This window comes from Haloarcula litorea (assembly GCF_029338195.1).
GTDB classification, from domain to species: domain Archaea; phylum Halobacteriota; class Halobacteria; order Halobacteriales; family Haloarculaceae; genus Haloarcula; species Haloarcula litorea.
On record NZ_CP119780.1, the window covers coordinates 167,790 to 181,780 of the forward strand.

10 protein-coding genes are annotated in these 13,991 nt (G+C 60.3%); 9 read left to right on the plus strand and 1 reads right to left on the minus strand.

The genetic code is table 11. From position 1 onward, the window contains the following. Nucleotides 1-377 precede the first annotated feature (377 nt). Both P0592_RS18580 and P0592_RS18585 read left to right on the plus strand, forming a co-directional pair. A complete protein-coding gene (locus tag P0592_RS18580; protein WP_276273981.1) occupies nucleotides 378-1,145 on the plus strand; it encodes an IclR family transcriptional regulator in 768 nt (255 codons plus the stop codon). Nucleotides 1,146-2,117: 972 nt separating this feature from the next. Then, nucleotides 2,118-3,527, plus strand: coding sequence for a substrate-binding domain-containing protein (locus P0592_RS18585; protein ID WP_276273982.1), 1,410 nt, complete (start codon nucleotides 2,118-2,120; stop codon nucleotides 3,525-3,527). A 159-nt stretch (nucleotides 3,528-3,686) separates the two neighbouring features. Here P0592_RS18585 and P0592_RS18590 read toward each other — a convergent pair whose 3' ends face one another. Beyond that, nucleotides 3,687-5,420 carry a TCP-1/cpn60 chaperonin family protein gene (locus P0592_RS18590; protein WP_276273983.1) on the minus strand — a complete coding sequence of 578 codons (1,734 nt, stop codon included), beginning with the start codon at nucleotides 5,418-5,420 and terminating at the stop codon, nucleotides 3,687-3,689. A gap of 84 nt (nucleotides 5,421-5,504) precedes the next feature. On the opposite strand from P0592_RS18590, the gene P0592_RS18595 reads away from it, so the two are divergent. The 7 genes from P0592_RS18595 (at nucleotide 5,505) to P0592_RS18625 (ending at nucleotide 13,694) form a co-directional block, all read left to right on the plus strand. Further along, entirely contained in the window at nucleotides 5,505-6,344 is an 840-nt protein-coding gene (locus P0592_RS18595) for an ABC transporter permease (protein WP_276273984.1), read from the plus strand. Between the two features lie 45 nt (nucleotides 6,345-6,389). Beyond that, nucleotides 6,390-7,517 carry an ABC transporter ATP-binding protein gene (locus tag P0592_RS18600; protein WP_276273985.1) on the plus strand — a complete coding sequence of 376 codons (1,128 nt, stop codon included), beginning with the start codon at nucleotides 6,390-6,392 and terminating at the stop codon, nucleotides 7,515-7,517. Nucleotide 7,518: 1 nt separating this feature from the next. Then, nucleotides 7,519-8,709 (plus strand): ABC transporter ATP-binding protein, encoded by a 1,191-nt coding sequence (locus P0592_RS18605; RefSeq protein ID WP_276273986.1) that lies wholly within the window; start codon nucleotides 7,519-7,521, stop codon nucleotides 8,707-8,709. Nucleotides 8,710-8,787: 78 nt separating this feature from the next. After that, on the plus strand, nucleotides 8,788-9,690 hold the full coding sequence (locus tag P0592_RS18610; protein WP_276273987.1) for an ABC transporter permease: 903 nt from the start codon (nucleotides 8,788-8,790) through the stop codon (nucleotides 9,688-9,690). 98 nt (nucleotides 9,691-9,788) lie between these two features. Beyond that, nucleotides 9,789-10,625, plus strand: coding sequence for a phosphoenolpyruvate hydrolase family protein (locus P0592_RS18615; RefSeq protein WP_276273988.1), 837 nt, complete (start codon nucleotides 9,789-9,791; stop codon nucleotides 10,623-10,625). A 28-nt stretch (nucleotides 10,626-10,653) separates the two neighbouring features. Further along, nucleotides 10,654-11,871: a Tm-1-like ATP-binding domain-containing protein gene (locus P0592_RS18620; RefSeq protein WP_276273989.1), complete on the plus strand. Its 1,218-nt coding sequence runs from the start codon at nucleotides 10,654-10,656 to the stop codon at nucleotides 11,869-11,871. A gap of 545 nt (nucleotides 11,872-12,416) precedes the next feature. Beyond that, nucleotides 12,417-13,694 (plus strand): tyrosine-type recombinase/integrase, encoded by a 1,278-nt coding sequence (locus tag P0592_RS18625; RefSeq protein WP_276273990.1) that lies wholly within the window; start codon nucleotides 12,417-12,419, stop codon nucleotides 13,692-13,694. The last annotated feature ends 297 nt before the right edge of the window (nucleotides 13,695-13,991 follow it).

Consider the following 13,991-nt stretch of genomic DNA (forward strand, 5'->3'; position numbering starts at 1 on the left):
GTCCTCATCGAGGGGTGAGAAGTCATCCATAGGACCCGGTAACACAGACTGTGCTGTAAAACCTTTCGTATCTCGCAACACTACTCGTCAGCGTGCACACTGAGCACTATACGGACGTTTTCCGTAGCGATGGGGATGACACCAGTTTTCCGTGCCGACGTGGTCTCGCCAGGGGGTAAGTCTGTGCTCGGGAGTCACTGAAGAAAGTATCAAAACACGTATACTTAACGATTCCGAGACGAACGTCCGTCGGGTCCTCGTCAGAAATAGCGGGCTACTGGTCCGACTCACCGTTCTCATTATGCGAACGTCGTTATCAGATCGTGCCATTCGCATTATGATAACGGTTATTTATCTACCATCACAAACAGTGGTGTATGATCGACGAACCGCAGGGGCGAACGCTCAAAACCACGCGGAGGTCACTCGAAATACTCACTCTCATTCTGGAGTATAACGGACTCACGCTCGCGGAGCTGGACGAGATGGTGGAGAGCCCCAAGAGTTCTATCCACAGCCACCTCAACACGCTTCGCGAGAAGCGATATCTGGTCAAGGAGAACGGTACATACAAGGTGAGTTTCAGACTCGCGCTGCTGGGCGAGCAGGTCAGGTATCGATACCCCAGTGACGCGACCATCGAAGAGAAGGTTGAGCAGCTGGCCGAGAGGACGGGTGAAGAGACGAACTTCACCATTTTCGAGCACGGACGGTTACTTATGTTCTACGGGACTTCCGGTGACGCAGCGGCGAAGGAGAGCGACATCAACTACCGCTCGGAGTACTACCTCCACAACACAGCGGCGGGCAAGGCAATCCTCGCCGAACTCGACCACGACCAAGTCGAACGCATCGTCGACAAGTGGGGTCTGCCACAGGAATCCGAAGCGACGATCACTGATCGCGATCGACTCTTCGAGGAACTGGCGGAGATCGCGGCACGCGGTTACGGAACCGTCGACGAGGAGTTCGCACCCGGACTCGTCGCCGTCGGCGCACCGGTCCACGACGGCGAGGGAAACATCATCGGTGGCCTGAGTGTCGGCGGTCCGAAGTACCGCGTCGATCAGTCCCGAATCGAGCAAGAACTGGCCGAGCAGTTGCTCGACTCCGCTCGTTCGCTCGAATCGGCACTCCAGGCGTGACTACTCAGCCACCACTTGAGAGGCGATGATTCACTGCCGCTATCCCGAGAAGTGCACGATCGATCTGACGGGGACCGGTCGAAGAATAATGTATGTACGTGTGTTATACAACCGTTACACTGCAGTGACTCCGTCCTGCCCTGAAAAACTGTAGGCTAATATTGTGGGGATCGTCGGGGTTTCGGTTTTTTAGTGGAGTATGGGACTCTGCCCAGTAGAGTAACACACGTACGCTTGTTATCGAAATCCCTAACGGGACAAGCGAAATTCGCAGTAGCCGACACGGGGCGAAGAGGCGTCGGTGTCGAGGTGACCGGACAACACCGTAGAGTCATCTGATCCGGCGACTGAGCTGGTGTCTGAGACTGCGAGAGACGTACATTAATTACCATCACATTATGCGAACACCTATTCGAGTGTCCCGCTGACGCCGCTGAGACGTCCAGTCAGTGTACGTACCGAGCACCGACCTGTGGACTTTCAACAATCGGTTCACATAATGTGACCAGTGCCCGCGACGTGGTTTCCACGAGACGAGCTGTGTCAACTCCGAGTCCGCCTGTCGTCGTCCACGACATTTTGATGAAATAATAATGTCATATCGGCCGACTCAGCACGGTCCAGAGACACGGTGAGGACGGCTCGGGGTCGGATCGATCCGCGCTGTGTTCTGTCCGATGACAGCTGTTGATCACCCACAAGCCGTTTCGATGTATACAGCTCAGTAACCGTACTGGGAAATATGACCTCACACTCGTCTCGACGGTGGTGCTGTAGAACTGGATCTCTTCGGGAGCGGAGACCGGACCGACCCAACGTGCGACAACTGCGAGGACGGTGGGAGTAACGCATCGAACGCAGTGAGACGGTGGGGTGGTGCAGCAAAATCACAACCGACCTCGCGGCCCCCACACACTCTATCGGTAAAAAGCCCAAAACCTTTTGTAACTGGTATGGTTTAGCAAATGTCGTATGTCGGGAGTCAACAGGCGCAACTTTATGAAGTTCGCCGGAGGGGCTATGGCCAGTGCAGCGCTGGCAGGCTGCTCTGGGGACGGCAACGATGGCGGTAACGGAGGAAACGGCGGCGGAAACGGTAGCACCGACGGTGACGGTACGAGCGGGGGCTCGGGCGGTATGCAAGACGGAACTCGCCCGCTGAAGTGGATGGGGCCGGCGTGGGGCGTCCGCGGCGGACAGGGTGACAAGTACACAGAGGTCACCGGTATCGAGACCAGTATCACCAACGCCGCGATCCCCGAGACGACGCGTCGGATTCTGAGCGGGGGGCGGTCGAACTTCGACATCGTCTCGAACGACAGCCCTGGTGGATCGGCGATGGTACTGGACAACGACGCGACGTACGCTGTGTCTCCCTCCGACCTCGATCGGTGGGAGTCGGAGTACATCTCCGATTTCTTCACGAACCCGGTCGAGCGCGTCTCGTACCTGGACGGACAGGCCGAGGCGATGAACGAGCTGATCTACGAGGATCCGGAGACGATGGAGGACCTCCGCTGGCCGCCGTACGTCTATGCGTTCGACGGGCCGGCGTACAACCCCAAGCACATCGACGAAGTGAGCGAGTGGTCGGCGCTCTTCGCAGACGAGTACCAGGGCCGGGTTGCCCTTGACGCGATCCCGACGGTGGTGATGGGGGAGACCGTCCTCCACCTCTTCGACAACGATATGATCGACATCGAACGCGGGAACCTCAACAACCCGAGCAAGGACCAGATCGACACGATCATCGACTTCCTCATCAAGGAGAAGCAGGAAGGACAGTTCCGATCGACGTGGACCTCGTACGGCGAGTCGGTGACACTGATGGCGTCCGAGGAGGCGTGGATCGGTGACCTCTACCGACCGGCCTGTATCGACGTCCGCAGAGAGGGGACCCCGTGCGAGTACGCGAATATGACCGAGGGCGTTCAGGGATATCGGTCGTGGTTCGGCGGTATGGCGCCACTGAAGCCGGGCGCTAACGAGCGGAACAACGTTGCCGAGGCGACTGAACTCCTCGATATGCACTACGGTGCGTGGTTCCCCGGCTTCATCCAGCAGTGGGAGTACTGTGTCCCCCACTACCCCAACACCGATCTCGTCCGTGACGGTTCGGACGAGACGGGACAGGGTATGGGGCCGGAATACTACGACTGGGCGTATCGAGGAGAGCGAACGTACGAATCCGTCGAACAGCCGGCACTGTTCGACCCGATGGAGTACGACTGGTCGATGGAAGAGAGCGATCCGTCACCCGACGGGCAGAAGCGCGACGGGCCGGATATCGAGACTCGAATCGATTCGATCGGATTCATCCAGAAGTACCCTGACAACGCCGAGTATATGAACGAACGTTGGGCTGACTTCGAGTCTGCCTGAGCGCGGAGCGACTGCCTCGCTACTTCATTTTTATCGAGAGCCAGACGCCGATGGTGTTCTACACTGTCCGTCCCACTCGACCAGAGACGGTGTTGCATCCTTCTTAGAGAGCCCATCGAGGCCGAATGTTACGCCACCCGTGTGCGAGAACGGGACGGTTCAGTCCCAGCGCGTCTCGTTTTCGGCGCGGTAATCTTCGTGACGCTCGGCGGCCGCCGGGTGAATCGAATCGTCCGGGGAGTCCGGCACCTCGCTGAACGTCGCGTCGAGACTGTCGTCGATCCGGAGGACCAGATTCGCTACTTCGGTAGCCTTGTGGTACTGCTGCTCTCGGAGACCGGCCGGATCGAGGACGCCCTGTTGCCACACATCGTCGATCCGGCCAGGCGGTGCGGCGATCCCGGTCGTCGTCTCTCCGCCGGTGTGTCGCTGCCGGAGTGTCGTCACCGTGTCGATGGGGTTGAGACCGCAATTCGACGCGAGCGTCCCGACGACTCGCGTGAGTGCGTTCGTGAACGCAGTCAGTGCGAGGCGCTCGCGCGACTTTTCGCCGGCGCTTCGCGATCCGATCCGTCTGCTCACTGCCATATGCGTCGCCCCGCCGCCTGGGACGACGCCTGCCGGGAGGGTCGTCTCTCCCGCAGCGATGGCGGCGGCGTTCGCCGCCTTCCGTATCTGTGTCGTCGCCAGCTCACCCCATCGATCGGTCACTCCACGTAGGAGAACAGCGACGGCGTCCGGGTCATCACACCCCTCGAAAAGCACCATCTCGCTCGACCCAGTCTCGTCACGTCGAGAACCGACCGTCTGTTCGGTGACGTGCCCGGCGTGGCCGAGATCCGCTGTAGCGAAGTCTTCCGGGTCTTTCACCAGGGACGCGCCGGTGGCCGCACAGACCTGTCTGAGGTCAAGCCGAGAGACGTTCCGGATTCCGACGATTCCGAGGTCGGCAAGCATCGCCTGATATTCGGGTGTGATTCCGAGTCTGGTCACGACGACGTCGGCACCGGTCGACCGAATCTCGGAGATGATCTCCGCACGGTTGTCGCCGAACAGGTCCCGGAAGGCGTCGACGTCGGCGGCCGATTCCGGGGTGGCGACGTACCGGTCTCCGATCTCCGGGTCCCGAAGACCGCCCCGCTCGTACCCACCGATCGCGAGAACGGTTGCCTCCTCGACCGATCGTGGCATCCGGAAGTCTACCACCGAGTTCGCATCGAGGACCGCGCCCTTCACGAGTCGCGAGTCGTCGATAGCGCCGTCGCTCGTCTGTCGCACTGCTAATGTTCGCTCGTCGGGTGCACCGACCGTCCGAACGGCATCTACGGCGAATCGAGCCCACGTGTCCGCTTTGCCACCGATGTCGTTACCGGTGATACTGGTACGAGCACAGGCGTGTAGTCCGTCCCCAGAATATTCGGAGACCGATCGACGCAGGTCGTCGACAGCCTCGCGTGCACAGGTGCGTGCCTTGTCGTATCCACGCGTGACCGTTCGCGGATGGAGTCCCTTGTCCAGGAGCGCCTGTGCTTCCCTCAGGAGCGCGTTCGCAAAGACGAGCGTCGTCGTCACCCCGTCGGGGATGTCCTCTCCGTCGATGTCCGTCTCTCCCGGGCGACGGGGTCCCGCGATGTCGCGGGCTATCTCGGCGATGGGATGCTCCAGCGGCAGCAGCTCGAGGATCGTGGCACCGTCGCTGGTCACCTCGTAATCAGGGGCGTCGGACACCACGGACGTATCGTCCCCGGTACTGACTAGGAGTTTGTCCCTCGGCGTCGGTCCGAGCGTCGACTGGACCGTTCCTGTGATGTGCCGGATCCCCGCGATATTCGCTTCGGGGAACGATATCTCGTCTCGTTCGTCTTCGGGCTCCTGCAGATCTCCGACTGTCATATACACGACAACCGATCGCTCTCGGTAAAGAAACTTTCCCCCTCGAGGGTGGGTTTTATGTTCTCCGGCCCGGTGAAACCCAGTATGGCCACGAGTTCGGCGAACCGTACCAACGGGTCACTCCTCGAGAGTATGAAACAGGTGACCAGTGCGCGTCGAGTCCTGCTGTTGTACTTCGTGTGTATCACGATCTACGTCTACACGCCGATCATCTCGCTGATCGTCTTCTCGTTCAACAGTGGGGGACTCACGTTCCCCTTCACCGACATCACGACCGACTGGTACACACAACTGTTCTCGAACACCGCCATCATCGAGTCGATCATCCGGTCGCTGATGCTCGCATCCGTCGTAACCGTCATCACCACCGTCCTCGGAACTGCTGCGGCACTCGCCTATCGGTACGACTTCCGTGGGAGGCAGTTGGTCCTGTATCTGCTCATTCTGGGCATTATCACACCCGGCATCACCTACGGGGTCGGTGCGATGCTCCTCCAGGTGGAACTACTCGGGTTCGAGAAGGGGCTCTGGCTCGCAGTGCCCGTTCACGTCGTCTGGACGCTCCCGTTTGCGGTCATCGTTCTGCTTGCTGGCTTTCCCCCGACGTTAGCGGAGAACGAACAGGCTGCCTCTGTCCTCGGTGCCGGACGGTGGACGACTATCCGCGAGGTGATTCTTCCACAGATCGCGCCGACCATTCTCGGGGCCGCCGTGTTCGCCTTCACACTGTCGTACAACGAGGGGACCCGGAGTATCCTCCTACTGGGCTCCGACACGACGATGCCGCTTCAGGTGTTCTCCATCGCTGGCTCGCAACGTCCGACGCCGATGCTGTTCGCCCTCGGGAGCGTGACGACACTCGTCTCGACGCTGCTGTTGGCCGTCGGGGGATATCTGGTCCTGAAGGGCTCACAGACGAACTGAACGAGAGGAAAAGAATTAAACGTCGCTTCGTCAAGGATTACCATAATGGGCGCACGAAACGTTCGAATCGATAGCGTACAGAAGTCGTTCGGTAACGAAACAGTCCTGCGTGACATCACGCTCGAGGTCGAGAGCGGGGCCTTCTGCGTGGTGATGGGGCCGAGTGGTTGTGGGAAGACGACGCTCCTGAACTGCGTCGCCGGGCTCGTCGACGTCGAGAGAGGTCAGATTCAGTTCGACGGCCGAGACGTCACCGACCAACCGGTCGCTGAGCGTGACCTCGGCTACGTGTTCCAGGAGTTCGAGGACACGTTGTTCCCGCACAAGACGGTCGCCGAGAACATCGCGTTCGGACTGCGACAGCAGCAGTCGGAGGTCTCCGAGCCCGAAATCGAGGATCGTGTCGACGAGATGCTCGCACTGTTCAACATCGAAGCGACGAGGGGGAACACTCCCGGAGAACTGAGTGGTGGCCAACAACAGCGCGTCGAACTCGCCCGACAACTCGTCTGCGAGCGCGACCTTCTCCTGCTCGACGACCCGCTCGCTGACCTCGACTATAAGCTCCAGAAGCGAATGGAGATCGAGATTCGTCGCCTCCACGAGGACCTCGGTAGCACCTTCCTCTACGTCACACACAACCAGGATCAGGCTCTAAAGCTCGCAGACCGTCTCATCGTGATGAACGAGGGGCAGATCGAACAGATCGGCTCACCCGCGGAGGTGTACAACTCGCCGGAATCGGCATTCGTCGCCCGATTCGTCGGCGACTCGAACGCGCTGGCGGCCTCGGTCCGAAACGCCGACGACAGGTCGGTTACGGTCGATACCGAACTGGGCGAGATCACGGCCGAACCACGGGGACCGGTCACCGAGGAGACAGGGGTAGTCTTGATCCGGCCGAAGCGGATCACGATCGGAGATGAAGCGTATGATCGCGAGAACACGATCGAGATGACCTATCAGGGTTCGACCTACACCGGTGAAGTAGTCGAGCACGCCGTACTTCCCGACAGTCTCACGCGCGAGTTCCTGATCGACGAAACGGATCGGGACTACGGCTCTGATCCGGGCGAACGCGTCCCCGTCGGGTGGGACGCAGCGGACGCACAGTACTTCGAGACGCTCAGTGCGGCGGACTCTGTCACCGTCGAAGACATCATCCAAACGTAATATGCAGTCGAACTCGATCACCGAGACGACGGAGCGTAACGAACGACAACAGGACGACGAGACGATCCTCGAGATCTCCGGGCTCACGAAGGTGTACCCCGACGGGACGCTGGCGGTCGACGACATCGACTTCTCGGTCGCTCGCGGCGACTTCTGTGTCATCATCGGCCCGTCGGGATGCGGGAAGTCCACGACACTCCACTCGATTGTCGGTACCGTCGACCCCACAGAGGGGTCGATCCGGCTGGACGGCGAGGATATCACCGATCTCCCCACCTACCAACGGGATATTAGCCTGGTGTTCCAAGATTTCCAGCTCTTCCCGCACCTCTCCGTTCGGGGAAATATCCGGTACGGACTGGAGCGAACGGACGTGTCCGGATCACAGATGGCGAACCGTGTCGAACAGGTCGCCGACGTCCTGAATCTCACCCCGTTTCTGGATGGAAACCCGGAAGAATTGTCTGCGGGCCAGCAACAGCAGGTCGCTCTCGCGAGGAGCCTCGTGCTAGAACCGAAGCTCCTCTTGCTCGACGAACCGCTCGGCGACCTTGACTACAAGCTCCAGAAGCATATGGAGCGAGAGTTACTCCGGATCCACCACGAGTTCGACACGACGTTCGTCTACGTGACACACGATCAGAACCAGGCGATGCGGCTGGGTGACCAGCTGGTCGTTATGAACGACGGTGTCGTTGAGCACTCGGGAACGACCGAAGATGTCTACGACCGGCCCGCAAACGCCTTCGTGTCGACGTTCGTCGGCGACTCGAACACGTTCTCGGGCGAGATCGTCTCGCTGTCGGACGACGAATCGGTCGCCACTGTCGAGACGGCCTTCGGCACGATCGAATCGACGACCGCGAACCTGAACTCTCCACCGACAGAACTGCTCGGCGAGGAAGTCACTCTCTCGGTCCGTCCACATCACGTGTCACTCGGACAGGATGATGGCAATACGCTCGACTGTCGGGTGAGTGACGTCATCCATCACCCTGCATCCGGAACACAGATCGTAGCTGATGTCCACGGAGAGCAGGGGGAGAAGACGGTGATGGTCAAACTGCTCGACGATATCGCCGATCCGACCGGCGAGATCACGATCTCTTGGGGCAGATCGGACACAGTGCTCCTCGAAGAGATCAGCAATGTCCCTGGAACCGATCTCGAAACGGATATTCTCGGAGAATGAAATTGATACACTACTCCACTACGGTAAAGCAGTGTACCGACCACCGACTGCCCAAGACTGGCCACAAAGGAGGAACGTATGTCAGCCACAACTGAGGACCAGTCCGCAGAGAGTGAGTCCCCAGACTGGTTCCCGTTTGCGGTCTCCGAGGCACACCTGCTGACGGGACCGACGGTCCTCTGGTTCGCGGTGTTTCTCGGCGTTCCGCTCGTCGTCGTGTTCGTCTACAGCTTCCTGACGTACGAATCCTACTCCGTCGTGATGGAGTTCACGCTCAGCAACTGGTTGGGGAGTGCGTTCTCCGGCACCGTCGCGAGCGTCTTCATCCGGACACTCACAATCGGGATCGTCGTCACGGTCACGTGCTTGCTGGCGGGCTATCCGGTCGCGTACTTCCTGCGCTTCTACACGTCAGAGAACGGCGGCATTCTGCTGTTGCTCTTCCTTGTCATTCCGTTTTGGACGTCAGCACTCATCCGCACGCTCGCGTGGTTCCCCATCCTCGGGCGGACCGGGTTCGTCAACTTCCTGTTGGTGGCATCCGGAATCACGAGCGAGCCAGTGTCGTGGCTGCTGTTCTCCCCCTTCTCGCAGCTCGTCGCGTACCTGCAGAACTACGTCGTCTTTATGACGGCTCCGATCTATATATCTCTCTCACAGATCGACGAAGACCTACTTGGTGCGTCCGAGACACTCCGCGGTGGACCGCTCGCGACCTTTCGGAACGTCGTCTGGCCGCTGAGCAAGCCCGGCGTGGCGATCGGATCTATCTTCGTCTTCGTGCTCTCGATCGGGAACTTCCTCATTCCACAGTTCCTCTCCGGTGGACAGGCCACTGTCACGACACTCATCTACTTACGTATCAACAACGGACTCAACTATCCGGTGGCGTCCGCACTCTCGATCCTGCTGCTCGTCGTTATCTTCATTCCGGTGATGGTCCTCCTCAAGCGAGTCGACATCGCCGACATCGCCCGTTAGACCGACAACGATTGCCCCGTTCTGTCTCTCCGGCTCTCGTGATTCCCTATCTGTGACCCCAATATTGAATACCCGACCGCGGCAAACGGTAGACGTGTATGAAGTTTCCACGAAGTGAGTCGCTAGAACGGTTACGCTCGACTGTCGACAGCGGGGAACCGATTATTGGTGCCGGAGCGGGAACCGGTATCTCGGCGAAGTTCGCAGAGCGTGGTGGCGTCGACTTGTTGATCATCTACAACTCCGGACGGTACCGGATGAACGGTCGCGGATCCCTCGCCGGAATCCTCCCGTACGGTGACGCGAACGAGATCGTCGTCGAGATGGGCAACGAGGTAATTCCGGTCGTCGAGGACACCCCTGTACTGGCTGGCGTCAACGGAACTGATCCCTTCCGTGAGATGGAGGTGTTTATCGAGGACCTCCGTCGGCGAGGGTTCTCCGGCGTCCAGAACTTCCCGACGGTCGGGCTGATCGATGAAGACAGTAGCTTCCGACAGAACCTCGAAGAGACCGGGATGGGCTACGATAAGGAGATCGAGATGATCCGTGAGGCCAGCGATCAAGGGATGCTGACGTGTCCGTACGTGTTCGATGAGGACCAGGCCCGTGCGATGGCCGAGGCCGGCGCGGACGTCGTCGTCTCGCATATGGGGCTGACAACTTCGGGTGACATCGGCGCCGAGACGGCGCTAGATCTGGACACCGCCGCCGAACGGGTCCAGGCGCACCACGACGCCGCCAAGGCGGTCAACGACGACGTGATGGTGATCTGCCACGGGGGGCCGATCGCGTGGCCGGACGACGCCGAGTACGTGCTCAACAACACAGAGGGGATCGTCGGCTTCTTCGGTGCTTCGAGTATCGAACGCCTGCCGACGGAGGAGGCCATCGAGGGGCAGGCCCGCGAGTTCAAGGAGATAGATTTCCGATGAGCGCGACTCCGATCGGATGTGATCACTGATGAGCGTCGTCATCGTCGGCACTCTCGACACCAAGGGTGAGGAGATCGGTTTCGCGAGGGACGTGATCGAGGCCCAGGGAATCGATGTCCACTTGATCGATACCGGCGTGATGGACGACCCGGAAATCACGCCCGATACCACCGCTGCCGCTGTCGCCAGGGCTGCAGGCAGAGATCTCGGATCGCTGCGAGACGCGGGCGACAGGGGCGAGGCCATCGAGGCTATGGGTGAGGGCGCGGCCGAGATCGCGACACGTCTCCACGAGGAGGACGAACTGGATGGAATCCTCGGTCTCGGCGGGTCTGGGAACACGTCGATCGCGACTGCGGCGATGCGTGCTCTCCCTGTCGGTGTGCCGAAGTTTATGGTTTCGACCGTCGCCTCCGGTGACACCGAACCGTACGTCGAGTCGAGCGACATCGCGATGATGTACTCCGTGGCCGATATCGAGGGACTCAATCAACTGTCGCGGACGGTCATCTCGAACGCGGCGCTCGCGGTGGTTGGGATGGTCTCTAACGACCCCGACATCGAGGTCGAAGACAGGCCCACTATCGCCATCACGATGTTCGGTGTCACGACTCCGTGTGTACAGACCGCCCGTGAGTGGCTCGAAGACCGCGGCTACGAGACCATCGTCTTCCACGCCACCGGAACGGGCGGGCGTGCGATGGAGAACCTGATCGAGGAGGGCGTCATCGACGGCGTCCTCGACGTGACGACGACGGAGTGGGCCGATGAACTCGTCGGCGGGGCCCTCTCCGCGGGCCCACACAGGCTTGAGGCCGCCGCAGAACGAGGGATTCCTCAGGTGGTTTCGACCGGCGCCCTCGATATGGTCAATTTCGGTCCCAGGGAGACGGTCCCGACAGAGTTCGACGGACGGACGTTCCACATCCACAACCCGCAAGTGACGTTGATGCGGACCACGCCCGAAGAGAACGCCGAGCTCGGACGGATCATCGCGGAGAAGCTCAACGCATCGACCGGATCAACTGCGCTCGCACTACCACTCAACGGAGTCTCGATGCTCGACACCGAGGGTGAGGAATTCCACGACCCCGACACCGACGCCGCTCTGTTCGAGGCGCTCCGTGAGCATCTCGACGAAGACATCGAACTACTCGAAATCGAGGCGAACATCAACGATGAGACGTTCGCACTCACACTCGCCGAGAAGATAGACGCCTATATGCAAGCTGAACAGTCTGCTTGACCGTGTCGGTGGTGGAATGACGAAGACGAGGTCGGCGTTGTCACGCACTCTTGTCATTCGCCCGCTCTCGCCCGTCGCTCGAGATAATCACGTTCGTACAGCACATCTCGGTTACGATTTTGACTTGGTCAGATCATCGTCACGGTCTAGTTCAGCGAGTCTGAGAAGCGAGGAAGTCGCAGCAAGAACGGTCTCTGCAGTACGAGTAACATTCTCATCCCGACCGAACTCTCGGGCAAGGGCTCGCCAACCATCGAGGGTCTGGAACAAAATCGGCCCCGAACACGAGCTGGGTATCAACGTCGGCGTGCTGGGAATCGTTTCGGTGCCTACGACGACCGACAGGGCAGAAACAGCACCTCGCGACGCTGGAAGAACCGCGTTCCCGGGTCTTCTGAAAACGAGGAGTACAGCATCGATTAGATATAGCGATATGTGGTTTATGACTATTCGTCTTTCACGATGGGTCTGAACCGTTGAGTACACAGACTCGTGCAGTCAGAGTGTCCACAAGACCTATACGTTTTCGTATTGTTCCGCCCAGTATGCCGAAATCCGGCGGCTCAGATCCACATCGCGAACGAGAGACGCCCTCCTGGACGCTGCTGGACCGCTCGGAGCTCGAAGACGCCTACTGGGAGACTGTCGCGCCGGCGATGCGGGCCCACGGGATGGATCCGGGGTCGGATCGACCGTCCCACGAGTGGCTCTCGAACAACGGCTTCCGTGGCCTCGTCTACGCGTTACGCGAGTATCACGACCGGACGTTCGCGGAGTTCTGGAGCGACGACCTCGGCCTCGAACCAGCGGGATACGACTGGGAGATCGACCACCAGCCGACCGTCGATGCACTCGAACGCTATCTCGACCGACAGCGACAGCGCCTCTCCTGGAGTGACCGGACGGTCCGTACCCACCGGTACCGACTCGCCCGGTACGTTCGAGCGTACGCGGACGTGAACGATACCAGCGACGTACTGACCCCGGTCGGGCGGGCCTCTGACGTCCCGCCTGCCGAAGCAGTGGACGCTTGTTGGGACACCTTCGACGCGCTCGATCACAGCGTGGACCGACGGACACTCCGCCGGATCTACAAGTCGACCTCGGCGTGGTACGACACGCTCGTCAGCCGGCGCGAGGCCGCGCTCAATCCGACGGACGGGCTCGATTACGACTGGTCCGGCGGAGGCTCGCGCACCGAGAACCCACCGCTGGACCCCGAACACGTCCGTGCGCTGTACGACGCTGCGACTGGAACGCGAGAGCGACTCCTCGTCGTTGCCCTGTGTGCCTGGGGTCTCCGATCCGGCGAGGTAGCCGCGCTCCATCGGTCACAGCTCCGCCTCGACGCAGCACAACCTCGAATCGAGTTCGACGAGCGAAAGAACGGGCCGGGGTCCGTAGCTGTCGTCTACGGTGCGGAGGCGGCCCAGGACAGGATCACGGAGCTCGCCGACACCGGCGACTGGAACGGCTATCTGTTCCCCTCGGCCCGCGCCGAGAGCGGCCATCGGACTCGGGGGACGATCCTCGACTGGTTCGACGACCTCGCCGATCGTGCCGCGCTCCCGAACGAGATCGGCGGTCAGTCTCCCGTTCCACAGATGGGCCGTCGGTTCTGGTACGACCGCTATTCGAGTACGGTCGAGCAGTTGGTCGACCACCAGGTACGGGAAGTGGCTGAAGAGCAAGGGAGCGCGTCGGCGGACGTCGTCTGGAACGACTACCTCTCCGAGGAGCGTCGGCGCGAGCTCCGGCGACAGTTTATGCGGGAAAAACTCGCCGACGCGTTCGCCGTCGAACGAGGACAGCCCCCGTCGTGAGCGGATCGTATCGCGTCGTTCGACCGTGTCGACGGTCAGTGCCACTCTCTGACGCAGCTGGACGCTCCCGCCTCGCGGAACAACTGTACCGTGTGGGTGGACTGATCTCCTCTGGTGGCCAGCCGGATCTAACAGCCACAACGTATCGGTGGCTTGTGTAGTTGGGGTGTATAGTCAAGAAGTATAGCTGAAAAGTATAGTTGAGTAAAATAGCTATTTTGTATAGTTGTGCGAGCCAGCTGCATCATCTAGCCGGATCGTCTGACTGAGCTTTATATCGAAGCGTCACATCGCAGC

Excerpts from the sequence above, each read along its gene's own strand:
- P0592_RS18580 (WP_276273981.1), top strand. The coding sequence starts at position 378 with ATGATCGACGAACCGCAGGGGCGAACGCTCAAAACCACGCGGAGGTCA.
- P0592_RS18585 (WP_276273982.1), top strand. The coding sequence starts at position 2,118 with ATGTCGGGAGTCAACAGGCGCAACTTTATGAAGTTCGCCGGAGGGGCT.
- P0592_RS18590 (WP_276273983.1), bottom strand. The coding sequence starts at position 5,420 with ATGACAGTCGGAGATCTGCAGGAGCCCGAAGACGAACGAGACGAGATA.
- P0592_RS18595 (WP_276273984.1), top strand. The coding sequence starts at position 5,505 with ATGGCCACGAGTTCGGCGAACCGTACCAACGGGTCACTCCTCGAGAGT.
- P0592_RS18600 (WP_276273985.1), top strand. The coding sequence starts at position 6,390 with ATGGGCGCACGAAACGTTCGAATCGATAGCGTACAGAAGTCGTTCGGT.
- P0592_RS18605 (WP_276273986.1), top strand. The coding sequence starts at position 7,519 with ATGCAGTCGAACTCGATCACCGAGACGACGGAGCGTAACGAACGACAA.
- P0592_RS18610 (WP_276273987.1), top strand. The coding sequence starts at position 8,788 with ATGTCAGCCACAACTGAGGACCAGTCCGCAGAGAGTGAGTCCCCAGAC.
- P0592_RS18615 (WP_276273988.1), top strand. The coding sequence starts at position 9,789 with ATGAAGTTTCCACGAAGTGAGTCGCTAGAACGGTTACGCTCGACTGTC.
- P0592_RS18620 (WP_276273989.1), top strand. The coding sequence starts at position 10,654 with ATGAGCGTCGTCATCGTCGGCACTCTCGACACCAAGGGTGAGGAGATC.
- P0592_RS18625 (WP_276273990.1), top strand. The coding sequence starts at position 12,417 with ATGCCGAAATCCGGCGGCTCAGATCCACATCGCGAACGAGAGACGCCC.